18 protein-coding genes are annotated in these 24,682 nt (G+C 60.4%); 11 read left to right on the top strand and 7 right to left on the bottom strand.

Annotated features, from left to right (window positions below; translation table 11 throughout):
- Positions 1 to 31: 31 nt before the first annotated feature.
- The gene (locus tag MHY87_RS14470) at positions 32 to 1,135 is read left to right on the top strand and encodes a cache domain-containing protein (RefSeq protein ID WP_239352828.1); all 1,104 of its coding nucleotides are present in this window, start codon (positions 32 to 34) and stop codon (positions 1,133 to 1,135) included.
- 16 nt (positions 1,136 to 1,151) lie between these two features.
- Here MHY87_RS14470 and MHY87_RS14465 read toward each other — a convergent pair whose 3' ends face one another.
- The gene (locus MHY87_RS14465; protein ID WP_239352825.1) at positions 1,152 to 2,072 is read right to left on the bottom strand and encodes a DMT family transporter; all 921 of its coding nucleotides are present in this window, start codon (positions 2,070 to 2,072) and stop codon (positions 1,152 to 1,154) included.
- Between the two features lie 73 nt (positions 2,073 to 2,145).
- Complete coding sequence (locus tag MHY87_RS14460) at positions 2,146 to 2,448, bottom strand: hypothetical protein (protein ID WP_239352819.1); 303 nt, start codon at positions 2,446 to 2,448, stop codon at positions 2,146 to 2,148.
- A 197-nt stretch (positions 2,449 to 2,645) separates the two neighbouring features.
- Between MHY87_RS14460 and purT the strand changes: the two genes are divergently transcribed.
- From purT to MHY87_RS14440, 4 genes are all read left to right on the top strand, one after another.
- A complete protein-coding gene (gene purT, locus MHY87_RS14455; RefSeq protein WP_239352817.1) occupies positions 2,646 to 3,818 on the top strand; it encodes a formate-dependent phosphoribosylglycinamide formyltransferase in 1,173 nt (390 codons plus the stop codon).
- A 231-nt stretch (positions 3,819 to 4,049) separates the two neighbouring features.
- Positions 4,050 to 6,548 carry a PAS domain S-box protein gene (locus tag MHY87_RS14450; RefSeq protein ID WP_255726626.1) on the top strand — a complete coding sequence of 833 codons (2,499 nt, stop codon included), beginning with the start codon at positions 4,050 to 4,052 and terminating at the stop codon, positions 6,546 to 6,548.
- A 1-nt stretch (position 6,549) separates the two neighbouring features.
- Positions 6,550 to 6,981, top strand: a complete 432-nt coding sequence (locus tag MHY87_RS14445) for a response regulator (protein ID WP_239352816.1) — start codon at positions 6,550 to 6,552, stop codon at positions 6,979 to 6,981.
- Positions 6,978 to 8,018 (top strand): histidine kinase dimerization/phosphoacceptor domain -containing protein, encoded by a 1,041-nt coding sequence (locus MHY87_RS14440; RefSeq protein ID WP_239352815.1) that lies wholly within the window; start codon positions 6,978 to 6,980, stop codon positions 8,016 to 8,018. The genes MHY87_RS14445 and MHY87_RS14440 overlap by 4 nt, the downstream gene beginning before the upstream one ends.
- Before the next feature lie 140 nt (positions 8,019 to 8,158).
- Here MHY87_RS14440 and MHY87_RS14435 read toward each other — a convergent pair whose 3' ends face one another.
- The gene (locus MHY87_RS14435; RefSeq protein ID WP_239352814.1) at positions 8,159 to 8,569 is read right to left on the bottom strand and encodes a hypothetical protein; all 411 of its coding nucleotides are present in this window, start codon (positions 8,567 to 8,569) and stop codon (positions 8,159 to 8,161) included.
- A gap of 917 nt (positions 8,570 to 9,486) precedes the next feature.
- Here MHY87_RS14435 and MHY87_RS14430 point away from each other — a divergent pair.
- Complete coding sequence (locus MHY87_RS14430; RefSeq protein ID WP_239352813.1) at positions 9,487 to 11,130, top strand: Na/Pi cotransporter family protein; 1,644 nt, start codon at positions 9,487 to 9,489, stop codon at positions 11,128 to 11,130.
- Between the two features lie 31 nt (positions 11,131 to 11,161).
- On the opposite strand, the gene MHY87_RS14425 is transcribed toward MHY87_RS14430, so the two are convergent.
- A complete protein-coding gene (locus MHY87_RS14425) occupies positions 11,162 to 11,362 on the bottom strand; it encodes a DUF1127 domain-containing protein (protein WP_239352812.1) in 201 nt (66 codons plus the stop codon).
- Positions 11,363 to 11,490: 128 nt separating this feature from the next.
- Between MHY87_RS14425 and gcvA the strand changes: the two genes are divergently transcribed.
- Positions 11,491 to 12,426: a transcriptional regulator GcvA gene (gcvA, locus tag MHY87_RS14420; protein WP_239352811.1), complete on the top strand. Its 936-nt coding sequence runs from the start codon at positions 11,491 to 11,493 to the stop codon at positions 12,424 to 12,426.
- 18 nt (positions 12,427 to 12,444) lie between these two features.
- Here gcvA and mdoH read toward each other — a convergent pair whose 3' ends face one another.
- Together mdoH and MHY87_RS14410 are read right to left on the bottom strand one after the other, a co-directional pair.
- Complete coding sequence (gene mdoH / locus MHY87_RS14415) at positions 12,445 to 14,637, bottom strand: glucans biosynthesis glucosyltransferase MdoH (RefSeq protein ID WP_255726625.1); 2,193 nt, start codon at positions 14,635 to 14,637, stop codon at positions 12,445 to 12,447.
- Complete coding sequence (locus MHY87_RS14410) at positions 14,613 to 16,136, bottom strand: glucan biosynthesis protein (protein WP_239352809.1); 1,524 nt, start codon at positions 16,134 to 16,136, stop codon at positions 14,613 to 14,615. Before MHY87_RS14410 ends, mdoH begins: the two co-directional genes overlap by 25 nt.
- A 232-nt stretch (positions 16,137 to 16,368) precedes the next feature.
- On the opposite strand from MHY87_RS14410, the gene glmU reads away from it, so the two are divergent.
- The 3 genes from glmU (at position 16,369) to MHY87_RS14395 (ending at position 22,032) form a co-directional block, all read left to right on the top strand.
- Positions 16,369 to 17,745, top strand: coding sequence for a bifunctional UDP-N-acetylglucosamine diphosphorylase/glucosamine-1-phosphate N-acetyltransferase GlmU (gene glmU / locus MHY87_RS14405; RefSeq protein WP_239352806.1), 1,377 nt, complete (start codon positions 16,369 to 16,371; stop codon positions 17,743 to 17,745).
- 106 nt (positions 17,746 to 17,851) lie between these two features.
- Positions 17,852 to 19,678, top strand: a complete 1,827-nt coding sequence (glmS, locus tag MHY87_RS14400; RefSeq protein WP_239352804.1) for a glutamine--fructose-6-phosphate transaminase (isomerizing) — start codon at positions 17,852 to 17,854, stop codon at positions 19,676 to 19,678.
- Positions 19,679 to 19,830: 152 nt separating this feature from the next.
- Complete coding sequence (locus MHY87_RS14395) at positions 19,831 to 22,032, top strand: tetratricopeptide repeat protein (RefSeq protein WP_239352802.1); 2,202 nt, start codon at positions 19,831 to 19,833, stop codon at positions 22,030 to 22,032.
- A 3-nt stretch (positions 22,033 to 22,035) separates the two neighbouring features.
- Here MHY87_RS14395 and recG read toward each other — a convergent pair whose 3' ends face one another.
- The gene (gene recG / locus MHY87_RS14390) at positions 22,036 to 24,153 is read right to left on the bottom strand and encodes an ATP-dependent DNA helicase RecG (protein WP_239352800.1); all 2,118 of its coding nucleotides are present in this window, start codon (positions 24,151 to 24,153) and stop codon (positions 22,036 to 22,038) included.
- An 89-nt stretch (positions 24,154 to 24,242) separates the two neighbouring features.
- Here recG and MHY87_RS14385 point away from each other — a divergent pair, with 89 nt between their 5' ends.
- Positions 24,243 to 24,539 (top strand): succinate dehydrogenase assembly factor 2, encoded by a 297-nt coding sequence (locus tag MHY87_RS14385; protein ID WP_239352798.1) that lies wholly within the window; start codon positions 24,243 to 24,245, stop codon positions 24,537 to 24,539.
- Positions 24,540 to 24,682 lie beyond the last annotated feature (143 nt).

Raw genomic sequence — 24,682 nt, 5'->3', positions numbered from 1 at the left:
CGCAAGCGATTGAATTGAAAAGGGCGTGGCAATGCGCATTGGTTTGAAGACGATCATTTTCGTGGGCGGCGGCCTGCTGTTGCTCGCACCCGCAGTCGTGGCCGGCACCATTTTCTCGAGTGCCATGCAGCGCCGGGCTGAGGCTGCGAACGGCGCGCGCCTGCGGGTTCTCGGAGAGATCGCGGCCGATCAGCTCGGACGCAGCATGCATCAGCTGTGGCAGAACGTGGAGGGAATGGGTCGCATCGTCAGCATGGACGATCCCCAGGAGGCTCGCCGCCAGTTTGACCTGCTGGGCCAGGTCGACCGTCGCTACACCTGGGTTGGCATGGCCGATGTGGAAGGAAAGGTCGTCGCTGCCTCTCAAGGCATGCTCGAAGGCCAGAGCGTTGCCGAGCGTCCTTGGTTCCGTCGTGGCCTGAACGGTCCTGCCGCGACGGATGTGCATGCCGCCGTGCTGCTCGAAAAGCTCCTCCCGGCAACGCAGGAGCCGCGCCGTTTCGTCGATTTCTCGGCTCCGGTGAAGAATGCCGAGGGAGCGGTGACTGGCGTGATCGGAGCGCATTTCGACTGGAGCTTCGTGCAGGACAGCCTTCAGGCCATGAGAGGGCCTGGAATGGAAATGCTGCTCATCTCCCGCGAGCGGACGGTTCTCTCCGGTCCGGAAGGTCTGCGGGGGACGACTCTCTCCGTCGGGTCGGCGATTGCCGCAGGGCAGGCGGCATCGGTTTCGCTCCGCGAGCGGTGGCCAGATGGAAAGGATTACATCACGGTCGTTATTCCATCGGTCAAATACGCTGACATGCCCAGCTTCGGCTGGAGCGTCATTGTGCGTGCGGATACCAATTCGGTACTCGATCCGACCAGGACGATCACGCGCACATTCTGGACCATTCTCGGGGCCGGAATGCTGGTGGCGCTCGGACTGCTCTATCTCTTGGCAACATGGGTTGCCACACCTCTGCGCCGCTTGGCCGGGACAGCCGAATATCTCGCCAGCGGGCGGTCCGATGCGCCGCCCTACGACGAGACGCGCTACGATGAGGCTTCACGGCTGAGCGCCGCCCTCGTGCGTCTGCAGTCTCAGTCGGTGCGGCCTTATCAGCCTGCCGGGAATGTTCCTAAGACGCCTTGAACCAGGAAGGTAATCACTAACCTTCAGACTGTGAACTCACCGTTCCCATTTGTTCCGGAGGCGCCGATGGTGTTGCCGGAGACGGGGTTTTCTTCAGCGTCCGCTCGCGTGAGAAGATGAACAATCCTGCGCCGACGACGATCACGATTCCGAAGAGCGCGATGGTGTCCGGCCATTCATCGAAGAAGAGCGCTCCGATCATCAGGGCCCAGAGGATCTGGCTGTATTGTGTGGCTCCCAAGCGATCGGCGGGGGCATAGGTCGTGGCGACGACGAAGAGAGCCTGCGCCACGAGAGCCGTGGCGGCGAAAGCGAGCAGCAGCCACCATTGAGTGGATGTCGGCCACGTGAAGCCGGGGATCATAAGGATGCCGGCAATGACGGTGGTGCCCAAGAAGACGCTTCCGATGAGGGTGTAGCGCGTCTCGGACGTGCCGATCATGCGCCCCGTGATAACGCCGCCTGCGGCGCAAAGAGCGCCTGCAATGGCGATCACGTGTCCGGGCATGATTTCCCTAAAACCGGGACGCACGATGACGAGCACGCCGATGAACGCCGCGCAGACTGCAAGCCCGCGCCGCCATCTGACCGTTTCCTTCAGCACCAGAACGGACAGCACCGTCACGAGGCTCGGCATGAGGAAGAGCAGGGCGAAGGCTTCCGCGAAGGGAAGGCTCGTGAAGGCCATGACACTCAAGGGCGTCGTGACGGAGATGAAGAAAACCCTGAGCGCCATGAGCCAGGGGCTCTTCCAGCGCACGATGTCGGTGAGCTTGTCGCCGGGTTTCATGAAAACCGGCGAGAGCAACAGGGGAATGAGATAGCCGAAGAAGGTCACCTCGAAGGGATCGAGATCGTGACCGATGGCCTTCACCACCGCATCGCCCCAGGCGAAGACGGCAAAGGCAAGGAACGCAAGAATGATGCCTTTGACCATGCGGAGTAAACTTTTAAACTAGGAAACTATTCGCGCAAGCCGCAGTAGCTCATTGCGCGTCGATATGGAAACTCTATCGAGCTGCCAAACGCGGACGGCGGCGCTCGACGACGACAACCTTGGCGCCTTCGCCGCGATCCAAGATCCGGTCCGCGACCGCGGAGCGTTGCGGCTGACGGGATTGCGCCGAGAGCGTGAGCACGACGGGCCGAACCTCGTCTTCGGGCATGCCCATAAGCTGCGAGGCGATCTCCACTTGGCTGTCGATGTCTTCGGTCAGGCCCTGCGCGGCGGCAATCGCTTCCTCGAGGGACGGGGGCTCTACCCGAGTGACCCGCTGACCAAAGCGGTTCGATGATTTTTTCGTTCCAAGCATTCCGCTTCTCCTGCGCTTCCCCTTAACGTATCGACCTCAAGTTTGCACAATGCGCATGCGTGGCAGCAGGGATGCACCTGACGCAGGTTTCCCACCCGGAGGAGGTTCGGGCTGGAAAGAGATCCTGAATCGTGTTTCCAAAGAACGCACACGGGCGGCCAGTGTTTCGCTCTCAAACCCAATGAAAGGTCACGACTGTGTTCACTGCGAAAATCCTCCTTCTCGGATCGGGCGAACTCGGCAAGGAATTCGTGATCTCGGCCAAGCGCTATGGCTGTCAGGTGATCGCCTGCGATTCCTACGTCGATGCGCCCGCCATGCAGGTCGCGGACGCGTTCGAGGTGTTCTCCATGCTCGATGCGGATGCCCTGAGACAGGCTATTGAGAAGCACAAGCCCGACTTCATCGTGCCGGAGGTCGAGGCGATCCGCACGGAGGTTCTGCAGGAATTCGAGGACAAAGGCTTCACTGTGGTGCCTTCCGCCCGCGCGGCGTCGCTCACCATGAATCGGGATCGCATCCGGGACGTAGCCGCCACCGAGCTTGGCCTTCGCACCTCGAAGTACCGCTATGCGGAAAGCCTTGAGGAGGTGAGGGCAGCCGTGGAACATTCGGGGCTTCCCTGCGTGATCAAGCCGGTTATGTCCTCCTCCGGCAAGGGCCAGAGCACCGTTCGCTCGCACGCGGAGCTTGAACAGGCTTGGACTTATGCGGTCGCCAACATGCGTGGCGACCGTAAGAAAGTGATCGTCGAGGAATTTATTGCCTTCGAGTACGAGATCACTCTGCTCACGATCCGCTCGCGGGAGGGCGTATCCTATTGCGAACCTATCGGACACCGGCAGGAGCGGGGAGATTATCAGGAATCCTGGCAACCCACGCCGATGACGGAGAAGCTTCTCGCGGACGCGCAGGAGATGGCGCGCAAGGTGGTCGACAACCTGGGTGGTTACGGGATTTTCGGCGTTGAATTCTTCGTCACCAAGGATGAAGTGATCTTCTCCGAGCTTTCGCCGAGGCCGCACGATACCGGACTTGTGACGCTGCTCTCGCAAAACCTCTCCGAATTCGATCTGCACGCCCGCGCCGTGCTCGGCCTGCCGATCCCGAACATTCGCCTGAACGGACCCACCGCATCCGCCGTGATCCTCGCCGATCGGGACTCCGAGGACTTTTCCATCGAGGGGCTAAAGGATGCATTGGCTCTTGCCTCCGCTGGGAGCGATGTCGAGGTGCGCATTTTCGGCAAGCCGACGACACGGCCTTATCGGCGCATGGGGGTCGCGCTGGCCTCCGGCTCCAATGTCGAGGAAGCGCGCGAGCAGGCGCGTCAGGCCGCAGCGCGGATCAAGATCAAATACCGAGGATAATAAACCTTGCGAAGGGTAAGACTCCTTTTCGGGAACTCTATACTGAAGCACGGGAAGGGTTGTCGCCCAAGGGGCATTTCACTCTCAAAAAGATCCCCTTCTTCCTCCGCGAGACGGTCCTTAGAATTGGACGCTTCCGGAACTGGCATCTGATTGGAAGCGTCCTAAATAAGGCATAGCTACAAAGGCGAACTTCTGAGGGGGAGCTGGCTTGCCGTCCAGCTTAAGGCGTTGAAATCAATAAATTTTGAGGCGCTGTTTAATGCATCGCCCAATCCCTATGTGCTGGTTAATCCGTCCCTGGTCATCATGGGGATGAACGAGGCCTACCTGCGCGCCACCATGAGCAAGCGGGAAGATCTCGTGGGTAAGCCCATGTTCGAGGCTTTTCCGAGTGATCCGGATTCCGAGAGCTACCGCCAGCTGAGCGGGTCCTTCGAGCGCGTGATCCGCGAGAAGGTGACGGATCACCTGCCCCTGATCGAATATGCCATTCCCTTGCCCGACGGCCAGGGGTTTGAGGAGCGGTTCTGGAGCGCCACGCACACGCCCATGTTCGATGAGGCCGGAGAGGTCGTCGCCATTCTCCAGCATACAGTGGACGTGACGGAGCTGCAGCAACTCCGGAATTTTGCGAAGACCTCGGCTCTCCTGTCCGGCCCTGCCGCCTTGATCGAGACGGATATGTTCCGCCGTGCCCAAGCCGTTCAGGAGGTGAACCAGGCGCTCTCGAAGGAGCGCCAGCACCTGCACGACCTATTCGAGCAGGCGCCGGGCTTCATCGCGGCCTTGAGCGGTCCGGATCATGTATTCACCATGGCCAACGCAGCCTATCGCCATGTGGTCGGCCGCTCGGACCTGATCGGAAAAACGGTGGGAGAGGCACTGCCCGAAGTGGTGGGGCAAGGCTTTATCGATCTTCTGGATCGGGTCCACCAGACTGGTGAGCCTTTCGTTGGGCGCAGCGTGCGGATTCTCTTGAACCAGGGTCTGGATGAGGCTGCGGAGGAGCGCTTCCTCGATTTCGTCTATCAGCCCATCTTCAATCGTGAGGGGAGCGTTTCCGGTATTTTCGTTCAGGGCCACGACGTGACGGACCACAGGCGAGCCGAGGAAGCGCTGCGCGAGAGCGAGCAGCGTTTCCGCCTCGTCGCGGAGAGCGCCCCTGTCATGCTTTGGATGGGGGACCTGGAAGGGAAGTGCGTTTATCTCAATCGGGCCCAGCGGAAGTTCTGGGGGCTTGATGAAGACGCCATCTCCGGTTTTCAGTGGGGTGATACGCTTCACCCTGAGGACCAGGAGGCGCTTTTTGCTCCATTCTCTCAGGGTATGCGGGAGCATGCGCCGTTCACGGCGGAGGCACGCTTCAAGCGAGCGGATGGCGAATACCGCATTTTTCAAACCAACGCCCAGCCCCGTTTCGATGCGAGCGGCGCATTCCTTGGCATGATCGGTGTCAATGTGGACATCACGGAGACGCGCCGGGCTGAGAATGCCTTGCGCGAGAGCGAGCAGCGTTTCCGCGCCATCGCGGATTCCATCGACCAGCTCATTTGGGCAACGCGGCCCGACGGCTTTCACGATTACTATAATCAGCGCTGGTACGAGTACACGGGCGTGCCGGAGGGCACCACGGACGGGGCTTCCTGGAACGGCATGTTCCATCCCGAGGACCGGGAGCGCGCGTGGAAGATCTGGCGGCATTCGCTTGAAACCGGTGAGCCGTACCACATCGAATACCGGCTGCGGCATCGCTCCGGCGAATATCGCTGGGTGCTGGGTCGCGCTCAGCCCGTCTTCAACGAGGAGGGGCAGATCACGCGCTGGTACGGTACCTGCACGGACATTCACGACTTCAAGCAGGCTCAGGAAGAACTGCGGGCAAGCCGTGAGAAGGCCATCCAGTCCGAGGAAGAGACGCGGCGCCTGGCCGCGATTCTGTCGGAACGGGTGTCGGAACTCGATGCCGCCAACGAGGAAATTCAGCGGTTCGCCTATATCGTCAGCCACGATCTGCGGGCGCCCCTTGTCAACATCATGGGCTTCACGAGCGAGCTTGAGAACGCCCAGGAAGAGATCGAGAAGTTCTATCGGAAGATCTCCGAAGCTCAGCCGGGCCTCGTCACGCAAAATGCAAGCGATGCCATCGAGGGTGATCTCGCCGAGGCCATCGGCTTCATCAGGTCGTCCACCGTCAAGATGGATAAGCTGATCAACGCCATCCTCCGGCTGTCCCGTGAAGGGCGCAGGGTCCTGGCTCCGGAATCGGTCGACATGCGCCAGCTCCTGGAGGCACAGCATCACAGCTTGGCACATCAGCTGAGTGAGCGCGGAGCCGAGCTGGTTATCGAAGATGTTCCGGATCTCGTCAGCGACCGTCTGGCCATCGAGCAGGTTTTCGGAAACCTGATGGACAATGCCGTGAAGTACCTGGATCTGGCACGGCCCGGCCGGATTGTCATCAGGGGGCGCGACAGCGGCCTGAGCGTGCGCTACGAGATCGAGGATAACGGGCGCGGCATCGACGAGAAGGATTACGAGCGGATCTTCGACCTATTCCGTCGCTCTGGCACCCAAGACCAGCAGGGCGAGGGGATTGGGCTTGCGCATGTGCGCGCCCTTGTGCGAAGGCTGGGGGGCACGATCTCAGTGAAGTCGAGATTGGGTGAAGGCACAACCTTCACCGTAACCCTGCCCAAATATATCAGCGTGAGTTCGGAGGCCGCGTAGCATGCCCCAGCAGAATCCTGTCACCATCATCATGATCGAAGATGACGAGGGTCACGCCCGTCTGATTGAGAAGAACATCAGGCGCGCCGGGGTTTGCAACGAAATCCGCACATTTCCGAACGGAACGGCCGCGCTTGCGCATCTCTTCAGCGAAGATGTGCGCAATGCAGGCCCGTTCCTGGTCCTTCTGGACCTCAACCTTCCGGATATGAACGGAGTTGACATCCTGGCGAAGCTGAAAGGCGACGAGAACCTCAAGCGCGCTCCCGTGGTCGTTCTGACCACCACGGACGATCAGCGCGAGGTCCAGCGCTGCTACGACCTGGGCGCCAACGTTTATATCACCAAGCCGGTCGAGTATGAGTCGTTCTCCCAGGCCATTCGCCAGCTCGGTCTTTTCCTTTCCGTCATTCAGGTTCCCGAAACGCTGTGAGCGAAACCCAGCCTATCCGCCTTCTCTACATCGATGACGATCCGGGTCTCGGGCGTTTGGTCGAGCGTTCACTGGCCCGCCACGGCTTCGAGGTTACCCATGCCCTGAGCGGCGACGAAGGGTTGCAGCACCTCGCCGCAAAGTCCTTCGATGTGATCGCCCTCGATCACTTCATGCCCGGCAAGCAAGGGCTGGAGGTCCTGGCTGAGATGAAGACGCTCTCCGATCCGCCGCCCGTCGTCTATGTGACCGGCGCGGACGAGGGGCGCATCGCGGTTGCCGCGATCAAGGCCGGCGCGTCCGATTATGTCATCAAGGATGTCGGGGGCGTCTTTCTCGACTTGCTTCGTTCCGCGGCGGAGCAGGCCCTCGAGGCGGCCCGCCTGCGGCGGGAAAAGGCTGCGGCAGAGCGTGAAATGCGCGAGGCGCGCGAGCGGGCCGAGATGCTCCTGCGTGAGGTGAACCATCGCGTCGCCAACTCTCTGCAGCTCGTCGCATCCCTCGTCGCCATGCAGCAGCGGGCGGCAACCGGAAACGCGATGGCGCAGGATACGCTCGCGGAAACCCAAAGCCGCATCACGGCCATCGCCCAGATCCATCGGCGCCTCTATACCTCCAACGATGTGCGCTTCGTTGAGATGGATACCTACCTGGAAGGCCTGGTCGAGGAGCTGGAAGGAGCCATGCGCGCCGCAGGCCGGGAGCATACGATCTCGCTCAAGGCCGCGCCTGTTCCGATCCCGACGGACAAGGCCGTGTCGGTTGGCGTCATCGTGACCGAGCTCGTCACAAACGCCTTCAAATATGCTTATCCGGAGGGCGCCAACGGGGACATTCGCGTCATTCTGTCCAGCGAGGGACAGAAGGTGCTTCTCTCTGTCGAGGATGACGGTGTCGGGTGGAAGGGAACCGGTCAGGTTCAAGGCAGCGGCCTCGGCACCAAGATCGTGCGAGCCATGGCATCGAATCTGCAATCGGCCATCGAGTTCGACCCTCATCATGCCGGCACGAGGGCTGTCCTGTCGTTCTCGATCTAAGCAGCTTTGCAGTGGGTCTTGGTGGATTTGGCGTGCCAGGGACGAAGGGGAAGTTTAATCTTAGATGCTGCAAAAGAAATAAAGTTGCATATGCGGACCGCTGCGATATGCACGGCGTACTAAGCCTTTGAGACTATCCGTTATTCCTGCTCCTCCTTTTTATAGGAAGCGGATGAAATCCTGGTTCGCACAGCGCTGGCGATCAGGCTTAACTCCCGCTGAAGTCGATTGAGGCGGGAGAGAAGCTCTCCGTCTTCCATGTTCGGGAGGTTCTGAAGGCGTTGCTCGACGGGGGCCTCGTTAATGAACCGGCGGATCTCTTCCAATGTGGTGGGGCCGATATTGGGGACAGTCAGCCATTGTGCGTCTGATATGCTAGCGACCTCGCGGACCGTCGGGCAGCGTCCCTGAAATTCTGCGAGAACGGCACCGCGGACGCGCCCCGAGCACTTCTCAATCGGAAATGGATCGTCCCAACCCATCTCGTGTCCTCGCATCCCAACAGGTGATGTGCCGCCCAGTAGTACTGTATTCATTCCTGTACTCGGCATTATAGGCCTCCATGCGTATCTGTTGCTCCGGGAAAAGAGCAGAGTTCCTTAAGTCGATACAAGGCATGCGTATGGAGTAGCCAAATCGGCACATGTGGCAAGCATATGGCAAGTGGGCTCATCGGTGGCGTGAGAATGTGCATAAAGCTCTCTCAAACGGCATCCTGTGGGGATCTAGCTAGCCTTTTGCGCAGGTTATTCGCTCTACCGCCGCTCAGGACGCGAAGGGCCTTGAGGATTCTTCGAACAGGAGAGCGCGCGCGGGCTGATTGTTCAAAAAACCTCTTCAAATAAGCAATATCAACCAGCGGCAATGAGAAAGAATGCGCTCACCGCGGCGGGTTCAATGTGGCTACATGAGGGCGAATGCACCTAGTCGATGCCCGCGCCATGTCCATCATAGTCGCTTGAATGATCATTGGTATGCCATGCGAGAATTTCATTCGCGGCCCATGACTGATGGCGAAGCGTTGAATCTGCGCGCCCGGGCAAAGGCGCTGAATAACTCGTAACTACTCTGTTGAATGCATCTTTCATCTGCATCGCCTGATGCAAATCAATTGCAATTGGGCCGCCTGATATGAGGCGCCGCTCACGTCCTGAATCAGGAGCGATACGCTCCAAGTTTGTAAGAATTAAAAACTAGAGGGCTTGTGAGTCTCCAAGAATGAGATTTCGAAGACTTGCGCGCAACGAAGCCAATGCCGAATGCGGCATCGGCTGGCAAACGAGGGCGGCTATGCGCTTCGATGGCCTCTTCCATGAACAACCATCCGCCTGAATGCCTCATCTCTCTTCTTGAAAGGGGCTGAAGAATCCTGCAAGCGCACTATTATTAGCCGGCAACTTATTGTCGTCCCGGGCCAACGGGACTAAGCATAGGGCTTGACCGACGCCCGCCGAACGCTGGGGAATCCATGTCTGCGACCGCCATCCTAATCCACCTGCTCGGTGAGGTTGCCCTGCTGCTCTGGGGAATCAACATGGTCAACAGCGGGGTTCAACGGGCCTTCGGCAGCGACTTGCGATGGATCCTCGGCATTGGCCTGCGCACCCGACTGCGCGCCTTCCTGGCCGGTGTCGGCGTGACGACGGTCCTGCAGAGCAGCACGGCCACGGCGCTCATGGTGGCATCATTCACGGCGGGCGGCGCCGTCGATATCGTTCCGGCGCTGGCCGTCATGCTGGGCGCGAATGTGGGCACGACCCTGATCGTACAGGTGCTGTCCTTCGACGTGACTCTGATCTTCCCGCTGCTCATCTTCTTCGGCTTCATGGCCTACAAGCGGGGAGCTTCGAGCCGGATCAAGGACCTGGGACGTGTCGCCATCGGCCTTGGCCTGATGTTGCTATCGCTGCACCTGCTGACCGAGACGATTCATCCCATCGAATCCTCCGAGGTGCTCAAGAACGTGCTAGCGGTCATCGCGCCCGACCCGCTGATCCTGGTCTTCCTGTCAGGGCTCTTTGCCTGGATGGCTCATTCCAGCGTTGCTGCGATGCTCTTCATCATGTCGCTGTCGACGGCTGGCGTCATCGATACCCATGCCGCCCTGGTGATGGTGCTCGGTGCCAATCTGGGGAGTTCCGTCAACCCCATGCTGGAGGGGCTGGGTGGCGACCCGGCCAAGTTTCGTGTGCCGTTCGGCAACCTCGTTATGCGCGTGATCGGGTGTTTGGTGGCTCTGCCGCTGATCGACATCGCCATGAAGTACATGTCGCTGCTCGATCCGAATCCGGCACGCTTGGCAGCCAACTTCCATACGCTTTTCAATGTGGCGGTTGCTGCCATTTTCATCCTGCCGCTGCCGTGGATCGCCAAGCTTCTCACTAGAGCTTTTCCGGAAAAGCTGCGTGCCTCCGATCCCGGCACGCCGCAATATCTCGACAAGGATGCTCTCGATACGCCTTCCGTCGCCTTGTCCAATGCGGCCCGCGAGGTGCTGCGCATGGCCGACACAGTGGAGATCATGCTGCGCAGCTCGCAGGATCTTTTTCGTGAGGACGACATTGGCCGCGTGGCCGAGGTGAGCCGCACGGACGATGTGGTGGACCGTCTCTACAGCGCCATTCGCCGCTATCTCAGCGCCATCAACCACGAGTCCCTGAGCGAGATGGAGGCGAGGCGGCTCTCGGACATTCTCGCCTTCGCTATCAACCTGGAGCATGTGGGCGACATCATCGACAAGAACCTGATGGAGTTGGCGGCCAAGCGCATCAAGAACCATCTGCGCCTGCCTAAGGAAAGTCTCGACGACATCACCAGCATGCACAACAAGCTGCTGGAGCACCTGCAGCTCGCGGCTTCCGTGCTCATGTTCCAGGACATCGGATCGGCTCGCCGTCTCGTGTCGGAGAAGGAGCGGTTCCGCGACCTTGAGCGCGCCGTCACCCAGAAACAGCTGGAGCAAATTCGCTCCGGCCGCACGATGGGCGATACAAGCGCGCTCCAGCTCGACATCGTGCGCGATTTGAAGCGTATAGAAGCGCATATCGCGGCGACGGGGCATTCCTTGCTGGAGCAAAGCGGCGAGCTGAAGCCGAGCCGCCTGACGTCGTGATGCCTCGGAGCCGGGTTTGGCTTTTGGGGCGTCATTTCTTGGAGCGAAACGGCTCCCCATCCAGGTAGCGGGCGGTCTCGTGCAGGCCGATATCGCGCCTCTCGTGGTCCGACAGGTGGCTTAACTCCGCTATCGGTTCATGGCTCAGCAGGGAGCCAGGGCCCAGCCAGAGCTTCACACGCAGCCAAACGCTCTCGACGCCGCGCAGGCGGCGGGCATCTTCGTACCTCATGATGATCACCATTGATGTTTTGAAGGCGCCTCAACGCCTCGTTCATGCAGTAAGAAGATGCTCCTGTTCGGAGGCCTTGACAAAATGAAAGCCAAGGGGCTGGCATAAGGCACCCTTATGGATTGATCATGCCGAAATCATCCTCCAAGCTTCCTCCCATGAGCGCGGTGCGCGTCTTCGAAGCTGCCGCTCGGCATCAGAGCTTTACCCGCGCAGCCGAAGAACTCGGCATGACGCAGGCGGCTGTGAGCTATCAGATCAAGATGCTGGAGGATCGGGTCGGCGCGCCGTTATTCGTGCGCATGCCCCGGCAAGTGATGCTGACAGCCCGAGGACAGCAGCTTGCTCCAGCCGTGACGGAGGCATTCGATGCCTTGAGAGCGGCCTTCGCCAGTGTGGAGGAGATGGTGCAATCGGTGCTCTCGATCACCACGCTCAGCACCTTTGCCTCGAACTGGCTCATTCCGCGACTGGGACGCTTTCAGCAGATTTTTCCCAACATCGCCGTGCAAATCTCAGTCGCGCAGAATGTGGTGGATCTCGGCCAGAGCGAATTCGATTTAGGGATTCGCAGCGGGGATGGAGAATGGCCTGGGCTTGAGGCCTATCCTCTCTTTCCCAATCATTTTACTCCTGTCTGCAGCCCCGATCTCATTCGGGATGTCGAGCTCAAAGAGCCTGCAGACATTCTGAAATTTCCCATCATTTCACCGAGCGATCCCTGGTGGAAGGATTGGTTCACGGCTGCAGGGATGCCGGATGTCGATCTGTCCCGACGCCTCGACAACTCGCTCGGGGTTCAGCAATTCGAGGGGATGGCAGCGATGGCGGGGCAGGGCTTTGCCTTGATCAATCCATTCTTCTTCCCTGCCGACCTTGCGGCAGGCCGCTTGGTGCAGCCTTTCGATGTCATGGGAACGACCAGCCGAGGTTATTGGCTGGTTTATCCGAAGAAGCGCAAACGCTCTCCAAAAATTGAGGCGTTTCGTGACTGGATTCTCAGCGAGGTTGCTGGAGATGCCGAAAAGGGAACCATCGCAGCTCACATAAAAACCGGGACCTGAGCCCCGGTTTCAAGATTGCTATTCCGCAGCCTGAGCGTCCGTCGACTTGTCCTTCAAGTGCACGAGCATGTTGAGCAATGCACGGTCGTGCAGCACCACCATGCGTTCCTTCGGATGCAGCCAAGCAAGCGCATCGTCGATCGTTTCCGAGTCCACCAGTTTGGCCTCCGCCAAGGCGCGTTCGGTTTCGATGACACCGCGCTTGCGCGTCGTGGCGGGCGGCAGCATTTCGATATGCCGTTCCCTCAAAGCAGCATCCGCGTAAATGGCCCGCAGGCTGTCCGCATCGTCGAAGCCGAAGGTTGCATTGCGAATCTGCAGCTCGTTCGCGCGCGTGGCGATGGCGGGCGGCTGGTGCTCTTCCGGCGTCATGAGAAGGCCTAGCCGCTTGAGCGCAAGGCCCGCACCCAGCTGACCGCTGAGCCAGGAGAGCGGGATGGCGAGCAGCAGGCCGATGATCGTGGGCGACATCCACAGGAAGAGGGATGTCGCGATCATGAAGGCGGAGATGCCGGCTAGCGCACCGAGAACCGTATGAGCCCTGTGCCGGCGCACGATATCCTTGAACGGGATCGAGCCATCGTCGCGGCGTTGCGGCTGCCACCCGGTGTCGCGCCCAAGGAGAATTTGGAATACCGAGCCGGACTGGATCAGCATGAGGATCGGTGCCACAAGCGCGGAAAGGATGATCTCCAGAACCGACGAGATGATCAGGCGAATCCCGCCGCCGGAGGCCCGGCGATCATTGCCGCGTATCAGCATCAGGATCAGACCGAAGAGCTTGGGCGCAAGCAGGATGCCCATGGTCAGGGCAAACAGTGCCAGGGCTCGCTCGGGGTCGAAACGCGGCCAGATCGGGTAGAGGCGGAAATCGCGCGAGAAATACTCGGGCCGGATATATGTGGTCTGCAGGACGAGGGCGATACCGACGATCAGCTGGAACAGCCAGAAGGGCGATGCCAGATAGGACATGATGCCGGTGGCGAAGTGCTGACGCGTCGGCAGCTTCAGGCCTTTCGCGGTAATCACGCGCATGTGCTGCAGGTTGCCCTGGCACCAGCGGCGGTCACGGGCCGATAGGTCGATGAGGGAAGGCGGGCTTTCCTCGTATGAGCCCCCGAGATCCGGCAGCATGTAGACGTCCCAGCCGGCGCGGCGCAGCAGGGCCGCTTCCACGAAGTCGTGGCTCAGGATGTGTCCGCCGAAGGGCGGCTTGCCCTTCAGGTCCGGTAGGCCGCCGTGAGCAGCGAAGGCTTTGGTGCGGATGATCGCGTTGTGGCCCCAATAATTGCCGTCGCGGCCCATCCAGACCGACAGGCCCATGGCGATGACCGGCCCCGTGACGCGGGCCGCATATTGTTGCAGTCGCGCGAAAAGAGTGTTGCGGTTGATGATGAGGGGCAGGGACTGGATGATGCCCGCATCAGGGTCCGCTTCCATCGCCGCTGCAAGGCGTACGATGCAATCGCCGGTCATGAGGCTGTCCGCATCGAGCACGAGCATCTGCTCGTAATGCCCACCCCAGCGGCTCACGAAATCCGCGATGTTGCCGGCCTTGCGATGATGGTTCTTCGCGCGGTGGCGGTAATAGAATCGGGCTTTCGGCCCCAAGCGCTCGCGAAGCGCGAGGAACGCGCGCTCCTCCGCGATCCAGGCATCCGCGTTCGTCGTGTCGGAGAGGATGAAATAGTCGAAGCTGTCGCCGAGACCCGTAGCTTCGATGGATTCGTAAATCGCCTCCAGAGCCGCGTAGGTCCGGTCCGTCTGTTCATTGTAGACGGGCATGACGACGGCCGTGCGCACCTCCAGCGCAGACGGCAGCGGGGCAGGGCGAGGCCGGCGCAGAAGAGCGAAGAAGCCGAGCAGGGCACTCGTGAAGGCTACCGCGATCCAGGAGAAGTTGACGGTGAACAACGCCACCAGCACCCACTGGAGCGCCGTGGTCCGGCTCACCGACACTACCTGGTACATTTCATACGTACCGTAAGCCGTCAGTAGGAGGCCGCCGCCGAACACGAATAGGCGAGCGAGCCACATCCCGAGCTTAGGGTTTTGCCGAACGCGCTTACGCTCCTGGTCGTCCGACCAGCGTCTCAAGTGCTGGGTCGGCATGTCCAGGTGCTTTTCCGGGGGCATGACGGAGTCGTGCCGCCCGAGGGCAGCGATGTTCTTGTTCGAGTCGGAACTTAAGGTGTCCAACGATACAGCCATGTCTCGCTTATCGGTTTCCCGCCTGCTTCGAGGAGAAGACGCATCTCACACGCGTTTTCGTTGCCCGGGTCAAGCTCGAATGCAACGCGTACCGTCTTTCTCTCCGGATAGGGCAAAAGTTTGAGGTTGTGGAACGTTCCCGGACCAACTGTCAGCACCGACTTAAGATCCTTGGGCCAATTGTCACCAAGCGCCTCCACCGAAAAGTCCACGGTGAATCGGCGGCGGCGCCCGGTGCTGCCGCGACCGGACCGTGTTGCAATCACCGTCGCGAGCGGCGGGCGTTCCGGCGAGTTCCAGCCCCAATATTGCCGATAGGCGAAGGGCACTTCCGATCCCGCAGCCATCTGGGCGCGCGGGCGCCAATAGGCGAGAATGTTGTCGTTGATCTCCGCATCCGTGGGAATTTCAAGGAGCTGCACGCTGCCCTGAGCCCAATCTCCCAGAGGTTCGATCCAGAGGCTGGGGCGTCTCTCGAAGCGCTGATCATCGTCCTGGAAGGATTCGTAGGCGCGCTCCCGCTGGAGCAGGCCGAACCCGCGCGGGGAGTTGTCGACGAAGGCCGAAATCTGGAGAGTTTCCGGGTTGTGCAGAGGGCGCCAGAGCCATTCGCTCTGGCCGTTCAGCATCTGCAGGCCGGAGGATTCGTACACGGCGGGGCGAATATCGTCCGCCGTCCGGCGATCGTTCGGGCCGTAGAAATAGGTCGTGGCCATGCCGCCCAATCCTACGTGATCCAGGTTCACGCGGGGGAAGAGGGTCGTTTCCACATCGACGATGGTCATGTCGCCGGGACGGAACGTCATCCGGACCGAACCGGTGGTCGATTCCGAATCGAGCACGCCGTGAATCGTGATGCTGTTGCTGCCGACGCTTGGACGCTCGATCCAGAAAGCGCGGAAGATCGGGAATTCCTCCCCCTTCGCCTCGGCGGGCTTCAGGGTCAGTGCGCGGGCGATGACGCCGTAATTCTGGCCACGGGCCAAGGCGCGGAAGAAGGTGGCCCCCTGAACGATGGCGAAGTCGTAAGGCTGGCCCTCGGCCGGCTGCGCGATGAGGCGAAAGCCAGAATATCCAATATCTTTCAGATCATTAGGAATGTTTATTCCATTGAAACTAAATTGCTTCGGATCGTAACCGAGCCGCCGGATGGCACCATCCTCCACGAGGAAGAGGTCAACCGCATTGTTGAAGACGAAGCCGCGATGGAGCGGCTCCAGGGCGATGCCGCGTCCTTCCGTGCTCCAAATCGGCTGTTGCAGGGACTTGATGGAGACATACTGGTCGTATTCCAGGCTCGAAAACGCATCCGGCAGATCGTTCGGCGGCTGCACGAACGGTTTCTTGGAAAGCTGGCGGGCGATGTCGATGACCGTCGCGGGGTCGAAGCGCTGACTGTCTCCCATGCGTGCGGCGATTGTGGCCGGGGGCGTCTGAGCCCGGGCAGCGGCAGGCGCAAGGGTAAGCGCGGCAACGGAAGCGCTGAGGTAAGCCAGCACATCGCGTCGCCGAGGATGAGAAGGGCGCGAAGCCCCCAGCGAAAACGACACAGTGATACTCTTGTGTGAACTTGGCTCTTCGGCCAGACAATCAGGAAGTCTCATGATTTATCATCGAACATGAGTATGAAGTAAACGAGGCAGTTCGTTTTCCCGGTCTTTGCCCATGAAAAGATTGCCGAATTACCCCTTCTGATCTAGCTGCACTGTTAACGCCACGGATAGAAGCCCGATGAACCTGAATGTTTCCCGTACGACCTCGACCACCCGGACCTGCCTGGCCGTCGTTCTGGCCGCCGGGGAGGGTACCCGGATGAAATCCGCGAAGCCCAAGGTTCTGCACCATGTGGCGAACCGCTCCCTGCTCGGGCACGTTCTGGCCACTCTGACGGAAGCCGGCGCAACCCGGTACGCCGTGGTGGTCGGTCCCGACAGGGCGGATGTGGAGAAAGAGACGCACCGGATTCTGCCGGATGCGAGCATCTTCGTGCAGCGGGAGCGGCTCGGAACCGGCCATGCGGTCCTGAGCGCCAGGGAGGCCCTGGCCCAGAAACCCGATGACGTGATCGTGGCCTACGCGGATACACCGCTCGTCACCAAGGAGACTTTCGCCAAGCTGCGGGCCCCTCTCGCAGAGGGAGCCGCCGTGGTGGTGATGGCTTTCGAGGCGGCCGACCCGACCGGATATGGACGCTTGATCACGTCCGGTGATCAACTGCTCGCGATTCGGGAACACAAGGATGCCACGGAGGCGGAGAGGACAATCACTCTCTGCAACGGCGGACTCATGGCGATCCGAGGCGATGTGGCTCTGATGCTGCTCGACAAGGTCGGCAACGACAACGCCAAGAACGAATATTATCTGACCGATATCGTCGAGATCGCCCACACGGCCGGGCTGCGTGCGGTCGTCACGGTCGTGCCGGAAGAAGAAGTGCACGGGGTCAACGACCGTGCGCAGCTCGCCACTGCCGAGCGCATGATTCAGAGCCGCTTGCGCGAGGCCACCATGGCGGCAGGTACCACTCTCGTCGCTCCCGAGACGATCTTCCTCAGCTACGACACGAAGCTCGGAACCGATGTGATCGTTGAGCCGCATGTGGTGTTCGGCCCGGGAGTCACCGTCGAGACGGGCGTGACCATTCATAGCTTCAGCTATCTGGAAGGAACGCACGTTTCCGCCGGTGCCGGCATCGGGCCCTTTGCCCGCCTGCGCCCGGGCGCTGCCATTGGAGCCAAGGCGAAAGTCGGCAACTTCGTGGAGATCAAGAACACGGATCTCGGGGCCGGGGCCAAGGTCAGCCACCTGACCTATCTCGGCGATGCCAAGGTCGGAGCCGAGACGAATATCGGCGCGGGAACGATCACCTGCAATTACGATGGCTACAACAAACACCTGACCCAGATCGGCGAGGGGGCCTTCATCGGCTCCAATTCATCGCTCGTCGCGCCTGTCACCATCGGCGACGGGGCTTTTGTCGGCTCCGGCTCAGTGATCACCGACAGCGTGCCGCCCGATGCCCTTGCGCTGGGGCGTGGACGTCAAGTCACGAAAGAGGATTGGGCTGTTGCATTTCGGGCTAAGGCCAAGGCAGCAAAAGGAAAATAGGGATCAGCTGTCATAATTTGTCATGCAAGTTGATTCCAGCGAGACACGCTTGCCCTATATGGAAGCGGAGAGCTTAGCTTAACGTCTCGAGGGGAAGTCTCAGGGCATGTGCGGAATCGTTGGAATCGTCGGCAACACGGCTGTCGCACCGCAGATCGTCGAAGCGCTGAAGCGCCTTGAATACCGAGGCTATGATTCCGCCGGCGTCGCGACGCTTGAATACGGGCATCTCGAACGCCGCCGGGCGGAAGGCAAGCTGCGCAATCTTGAAACGAAGCTTTCCCAATCGCCCCTCTCCGGCGTGATCGGCATCGGCCATACTCGCTGGGCCACGCACGGCAAGCCGAACGAAACCAACGCTCATCCCCATGCGACCGACAAGTTGGCGGTCGTCCATAACGGCATCATCGAGAACTTCCGCGAGCTGAAGGAAGGCCTCGAAGTCAAAGGCGTGCGGTTCGAAACGGAAACCGACACCGAGGTCGTGGCGCAACTCGTGACTTATGAAATGCGCCAGGGGCGAGGCCCTGTGGAGGCCGTCGCCGTCACCCTTCCGCGTTTGCGGGGAGCTTTCGCGCTCGCATTCCTGTTCAATGGCGAGGACGATCTGCTGATCGGCGCGCGCCACGGCGCGCCGCTTGCCATCGGCTATGGCGAAGACGAGATGTATCTGGGCTCGGATGCCTTGGCTCTCGCGCCGTTCACGGACGAGATTACCTATCTCGAAGAGGGCGATTGGGCGATCCTGCGCCGCAAGGGCGCGAACATTCACGATGCGTCTGGAGAGATCGTGCAGCGTCCGCGCCACAAGATCCTCACCAGCTCATACATGGCCGACAAGGGCAATCACCGTCACTTCATGGCCAAGGAAATTCACGAGCAGCCGGAAGTCGTAGGACGTACGCTCGCGCACTACGTGAATTTCACTGCAGGGCAGGTCGAACTTCCTGTCGAATTGCCCTTCGATTTCAAGAACCTGAAGCGGATTTCCATCTCGGCCTGCGGCACGGCTTATTTGGCAGGGCTGATCTCGAAATACTGGTTCGAGCGCCTGGCGCGCATTCCGGTCGAGATCGATGTCGCCTCCGAATTCCGCTACCGTGAGGCTCCCATGGAGCCCGGTGAGCTTGCGCTTTTCGTCTCTCAGTCCGGCGAGACGGCGGATACGCTGGCCTCGCTCCGTTATGCCACCTCCGAAAAGCAGCACACGCTTTCGGTCGTGAACGTTCCCACATCCACCATGGCGCGCGAAAGCGCCGTCGTGGCGCAGACGCTTGCAGGCGTCGAGGTGGGCGTGGCCTCCACCAAGGCCTTCACCTGCCAGCTTACCGTTCTTCTCTCTCTGGCCATCGCAGCAGGCCGTGCTCGCGGTGCGTTGAGCGCCGACGAGGAGAAGGAGCTGGTGGATGCGCTCATCGCCGTTCCCGGCCAGATGAGCGAAGCCATGAAGCGCGAGCATCAGATCGAGATTCTGGCGCGCGAGCTCTCGAAGGCGAAGGACGTGCTCTATCTCGGGCGCGGGACTTCCTACCCGCTGGCCATGGAAGGTGCGCTCAAACTCAAGGAAATTTCCTACATTCACGCCGAGGGCTATGCGGCGGGCGAACTGAAGCACGGACCTATCGCCCTGATCGACGAGACCATGCCGGTCATCGTCATTGCGCCCTATGACAACATCTTCGAGAAGACCGTTTCCAACATGCAGGAAGTGGCCGCGCGCGGCGGGCGCATCATCCTCATCACGGATGAAAAGGGCGCATTGGAAACCGGCCTCGACACGATGGCGACCATCGTGATGCCGTCCGTCCACCCGATCGTCGCGCCCATCGTGAACTCGATCCCGATCCAGCTTCTGGCCTATCACACCGCCGTCTTCATGGGCAAAGACGTGGACCAACCGCGCAATCTCGCGAAATCGGTGACGGTAGAATAGTTTTCCTGCTGCCTTGCAGGCAGCAGGAAGACAGCCAAGCAACGGGCTGCGGAAGATCCAGGATGTTGCAAATCCAGGTTACGCAATGTTATTCGAAAGCATTGCAAGATGGGGTCGGATGGAGGCCTCAATAGCCGGATTGAGATGAATTCATGAAACCTGGATCGCAGCAGTCGCAGATGCCTCTTCAGCAGGCTTTGGCATCTCATCAGGCCGGCAAGATCGAACAGGCCAAGAGCCTCTACAAGAAAATCCTCTTAACGCAGCCTCGGCAAGCTGAGGTGCTCCGCCTTCTGGGGACTGCCGAATATCAACTCGGCAACCTTGAAGACTGCGTCAAATATCTCAGCAAATCCGTTTCCATCCTGCCGGCTCAGCCTGAGACCCAATTCAATCTTGGTGCAGCCCTCGATAAGCTCGGACGCTTTGAAGAGGCGATCACTCACTATAACCGGGCGATCGCTCTCAAGCCGGGTTATGCCGAAGCCTACTACAACCGCGGAAATGTTTTGAATGAACTCGGCCGGACGCAGGATGCCGCCGAGAGCTTCGAGAAAGCCACGACTTTCAAGCCGAATTACGCGAAGGCCTATTACAACCTCGGCATTGCTTTGCGAAAATTGGAACGCGCGGAAGAGGCGCTCGAAAAGTATAACAAAGCGATTGCCGTCAAACCTGATTATGCAGACGCTTACTATAATAAAGGCAATGCTCTCATCGATCTGTACAGGCTTCAGGAAGCGCTCGAGAGTTTTTCAAAAGCCATCGAGCTTAAGCCTGATTACGTCGATGCCTATTTCAACAGAGGAAGCACGCTGCTGGAAATGCGCCGCCTTGATGAGGCGCTGACAACCTATGATAAGGTTTTGGAGCTGAAGCCGGATCATGCGGAAGCTCATTACAACAGAGCCAGCATATACATGCTTCTCAAGCGACTGCCTGATGCCTTCAGCGCCTATGAAAGAGCCTGGGCTTTAGATCCGGATGCCGATGGCCTGCTCGGAGACTTTCTCTATGCACAGCGCCAACTGGCGAAGTGGGACGGAGCTGGAGATCAGGCCGCGGAGCAGATGGAGCTGATTGCCTGCAATCCCAAAGTGTCCGGCCCCTTTACGATCTTGTCCATGCTGGATGATCCGGAGCTTCATAGGAAAGTATCCGAGCATCATACCACGACGAGATATCCGGCCTCCAGCATCGCGCCGCCGATTACGCCTTACCCCAGGCGCGACAAGATCAGGGTCGGTTACTTTTCCTCGGATTTCGGCAATCATCCGGTGACGCATCTGCTCGCGGGTGTCTTGGAGCATCACGACAAATCTCGCTTTGAGATCTCTGCTTTCGCATTCGGGTCCGAGCGTCAGGACCCTTGGCGCAAGAGAGTGGTCGATGCGGCCGATCGGTTCTTGAACCTTGGAAACATGCCGATGGACGAGATCGCGAAGCAGGCTCGCGACCTTGAAATTGACATTGCCATCGACCTGAACGGCTACACGACCGAGGCGCGCACGAGAATATTCGCTCAAAGGGCGGCGCCGATCCAGGCGAGTTACATCGGCTTTATCGGTACGATGGGAGCGCCCTATATCGATTACCTCATCGCGGATCGGATCGGCATTCCTGAAAGCCATCGGCGCTTCTACTCGGAGAAGGTCGTTTATCTGGATACGTTCCAATCCAATGACGACAAGCAACAGGTCTCAACCCGTGCTTTCACTCGAAATGAGGCCGGGCTTCCGGAGAACGCCTTTGTCTTCTGCTCGTTCAACAATGCCTATAAGATCACCCCGCAGGTATACGACACCTGGATGCGCATTCTGAAGCGCGTACCGGACAGTGTCCTGTGGCTGTATGCCGCCAACCCATTGACCATCGATAATTTGAAGCGAGAAGCGGAGAAGCGCGGCATCCCCGGCAGCCGTCTCGTGTTTGCCGAGCGCCTTCCATTGGAGGAGCATCTGGCGCGGCAAAAGATGGCCGATCTTTTCCTCGACACCAGCCCGTACAATGCGGGCGCGACGGCCAGCAACGCGCTGAGAGTGGGGCTGCCCGTTCTCACGCGCAAAGGAGAAGCCTTCGTGGCGAGAATGGGGGCAAGCCTTCTTCATGCCGTCGGCATGCCTGAGCTGGTTGCGGAAAGCGAGGAGGAATATGAGAGCCTCGCGGTCGAGCTCGCGACGAACCCCGGCAAGCACGAGGCACTCAAGGCGAAGCTCGCCGGGAACCTCCCGGCCAGCAAGCTCTTCGACACGCAGCGCTTCACCCGTAACCTCGAGGCTGCGTATGTGACCATGTACGAGCGCAGCCAGAACGGCTTAAGCCCGGACCATATCGACGTGTCCGGAGTTTGGTGAAGGCTAACCCGCCCGCAACAGCTTGATCGCGGAATCCCGCTCGAACAGGTAGAGCATGGTCCGCAGGGCCTGGCCGCGCTCGCTCAGAAGCTCCGGATCCTTGTCGACGATCAGGCGCGCATCGTCGCGCGCGGCTGCGAGTAGATCGCCGTCCACCTCAAGGCGGGCGAGCTTGAAGCCGGGCGTGCCCGATTGGCGGGTGCCCAGCACTTCGCCTTCACCGCGCAGACGTAAGTCCTCCTCGGCGATGCGGAAACCGTCTTCCGTCTGGCGCATCATTTCGAGGCGCGCCTGTGCCACCTGTCCGAGCGGTCCCTTGTAGACGAGAAGACAAGTAGAGGATTTCGAGCCGCGCCCGATGCGGCCGCGCAGCTGATGAAGTTGCGCGAGGCCGAAGCGCTCCGCGTGTTCGATCACCATGACCGTGGCATTGGGTACGTCCACGCCCACTTCGATCACGGTGGTGGAGACGAGGATCTTGGTTTCGCCGCTGGAGAAGCGCTCCATGGCGGCATCCTTGTCCTTGCCGGCCATCTTGCCGTGAACGAGGCCGACCTGATCGCCGAAGAAGCTCTTGAGCGTCTCGAAACGCTCCTCGGCAGCGGCGAGATCGATGGATTCGGATTCGCCCACGAGCGGACAGACCCAGTAAACCTGATCGCCATTGGCGATGGCGCGGCCCATGCCGCCGATCACTTCGTCGAGCCGGTCGATGGAGATGAGTTTCGTGGCGATAGGCTTGCGGCCAGCAGGTTTCTCGCTCAGCACCGACACGTCCATGTCGCCGAAATAAGTGAGCGCCAGGGTGCGCGGAATGGGCGTTGCGGTCATGACGAGAATATCGACGGCCTCGCCCTTCGAGCCCAGCGCGAGGCGCTGATGGACGCCGAAGCGGTGCTGCTCGTCGACGACGGCGACACCGAGATCATGGAACGCGACACCTTCTTGAAATAGGGCGTGGGTACCGACAGCAATCTGAATGCTGCCGTCGGCAAGGCCTTCCAGCACGGTTCTGCGGGCAACGCCTTTTTCACGGCCCGTGAGGAGCGCGATGGTCAGTCCGGCCTCTTCGGCCATGGGTGCGAGACGCTCGTAATGCTGGCGGGCCAGAATTTCCGTCGGCGCCATCATCGCAGCCTGACGGCCAGCCTCGATGGCGCTCGCCATGGTGAGCAGGCCAACGACGGTCTTGCCCGAGCCCACATCGCCCTGGAGGAGCCGCAGCATCTTCTTGTCGGAGACAAGATCCTGCCGAATGTCCTCGACGGCCTTGGCCTGGGACGCGGTGAGGCCGAAGGGCAGGGCGTTCTTAAGTTTCTCGACGAGGTGTCCGTCACCCGCATTCACCCGGCCCGGCAGGCGGCGCATGCGGCTTCTCACGAGCGCAAGGGCGAGTTGGGAAGCGAGCAACTCGTCATAGGCCAAGCGGCGGCGAGGAGCCGACTTGGCAATCGCCTCCTCGGACAACTGCGAAGCGTTGTCCGGCCTGTGCAAGGCGAACAGCGCCCTTTGAAAATCGGGCAGGCCATTCCGGTCTAGCCAGGCGGCATCCTGCCACTCGGCGAGGTTGGGCACGCGCTCAAGGGCCGTACCGATAAACTTTCCCACCATGCGTGAGGAGAGCCCCTCGGTCAGGCCATAGACAGCCTCGACAGCGGGCAGGCTCTCGATGCCTTTCTCGTCCAGGATCCGGTCAGGGTGGACCATCTGGCGCCGGCCATCCCAGAGCTCGATCTTGCCAGAGACGTAGCGCCGCTCGCCCACGGGCAGCAGCTTCTCGAGACGGGCCTTGTGCCCGTTGAAGAAGACCAGGGAGACGTCGCCGGTCTCATCCTCCACCAGGATGCGATAGGGCGCGCGACGGCCGGGCTGGGGCGGGCGATGGGCCGCGACCGTCACCGAGAGAGTCACCGGCTCGCCCACGGGCGCATCGGCGATGGAGCCTTTCATTTCCCTGGAAATGCCGCTGCTGGGCAGGTGAAACAGCAGGTCCGCCACGCGCGCAGGCTTTCCCGGCTCGCCCAGGAGGCGGTCCAGCAGGGGGGCGATCTTCGGTCCGACGCCGGGCAGAGTAGCTGCCGGGGCGAACAAGGGATCGAGAATGGAAGGGCGCAAGGGCATCTAACGGGTGTCAAGTCGAAGGGAGATGGTTATATAGCGGCCAAGCCGCTTCGAAGCGACGTTATCTTTGATCAACCGGAGCATTTTTCATGAGCGGGACGACACGTACAAGCGCCGACCTCGATGTCCGCCGCAGGCAGATCCTTTACCGGTCCTGGCACCGGGGTATGCGCGAGATGGACCTGATCATGGGCCGCTTCGCGGATGCCGAGATCGGGGAGCTTTCCGACGAGGATCTGGCCGAGTTCGAGCGCCTGATCGAGGTGACGGACCGGGACCTGCTCGGCTGGATCACCGGAGAGATCGAGACGCCCTCGAACTACGACACCCCCTTGTTTCGGCGGTTGAAGGCGTTCCACACGCATACGTCGCCGATTCATAACTGACGCGATGTCATCCCCGGCGGTCCGCAGGACCGGGAAGGGGATCCACGTTCAAGTGCGGCGCTATGGATTCCCTTCCCTCGCTTCGCTCGCCGGGAATGACACTGTAAGAACCATTCACTCGAACCGGGCCGAGAGGCCCGCGT

This window comes from Microvirga sp. ACRRW, assembly GCF_022346925.1.
Lineage (GTDB): Bacteria > Pseudomonadota > Alphaproteobacteria > Rhizobiales > Beijerinckiaceae > Microvirga.
The sequence above is the reverse complement of the archived record's forward strand: the minus strand, read 5'-3'. Positions and strand labels throughout refer to the sequence as shown.

Excerpts from the sequence above, each read along its gene's own strand:
- MHY87_RS14465 (WP_239352825.1), bottom strand. The coding sequence starts at position 2,072 with ATGGTCAAAGGCATCATTCTTGCGTTCCTTGCCTTTGCCGTCTTCGCC.
- MHY87_RS14460 (WP_239352819.1), bottom strand. The coding sequence starts at position 2,448 with ATGCTTGGAACGAAAAAATCATCGAACCGCTTTGGTCAGCGGGTCACT.
- MHY87_RS14395 (WP_239352802.1), top strand. The coding sequence starts at position 19,831 with ATGAAACCTGGATCGCAGCAGTCGCAGATGCCTCTTCAGCAGGCTTTG.
- gcvA (WP_239352811.1), top strand. The coding sequence starts at position 11,491 with ATGCCGAAATCATCCTCCAAGCTTCCTCCCATGAGCGCGGTGCGCGTC.
- glmU (WP_239352806.1), top strand. The coding sequence starts at position 16,369 with ATGAACCTGAATGTTTCCCGTACGACCTCGACCACCCGGACCTGCCTG.
- MHY87_RS14425 (WP_239352812.1), bottom strand. The coding sequence starts at position 11,362 with ATGAGGTACGAAGATGCCCGCCGCCTGCGCGGCGTCGAGAGCGTTTGG.
- recG (WP_239352800.1), bottom strand. The coding sequence starts at position 24,153 with ATGCCCTTGCGCCCTTCCATTCTCGATCCCTTGTTCGCCCCGGCAGCT.
- MHY87_RS14435 (WP_239352814.1), bottom strand. The coding sequence starts at position 8,569 with ATGCCGAGTACAGGAATGAATACAGTACTACTGGGCGGCACATCACCT.
- glmS (WP_239352804.1), top strand. The coding sequence starts at position 17,852 with ATGTGCGGAATCGTTGGAATCGTCGGCAACACGGCTGTCGCACCGCAG.
- mdoH (WP_255726625.1), bottom strand. The coding sequence starts at position 14,637 with ATGGCTGTATCGTTGGACACCTTAAGTTCCGACTCGAACAAGAACATC.
- MHY87_RS14385 (WP_239352798.1), top strand. The coding sequence starts at position 24,243 with ATGAGCGGGACGACACGTACAAGCGCCGACCTCGATGTCCGCCGCAGG.
- MHY87_RS14445 (WP_239352816.1), top strand. The coding sequence starts at position 6,550 with ATGCCCCAGCAGAATCCTGTCACCATCATCATGATCGAAGATGACGAG.
- MHY87_RS14430 (WP_239352813.1), top strand. The coding sequence starts at position 9,487 with ATGTCTGCGACCGCCATCCTAATCCACCTGCTCGGTGAGGTTGCCCTG.
- MHY87_RS14470 (WP_239352828.1), top strand. The coding sequence starts at position 32 with ATGCGCATTGGTTTGAAGACGATCATTTTCGTGGGCGGCGGCCTGCTG.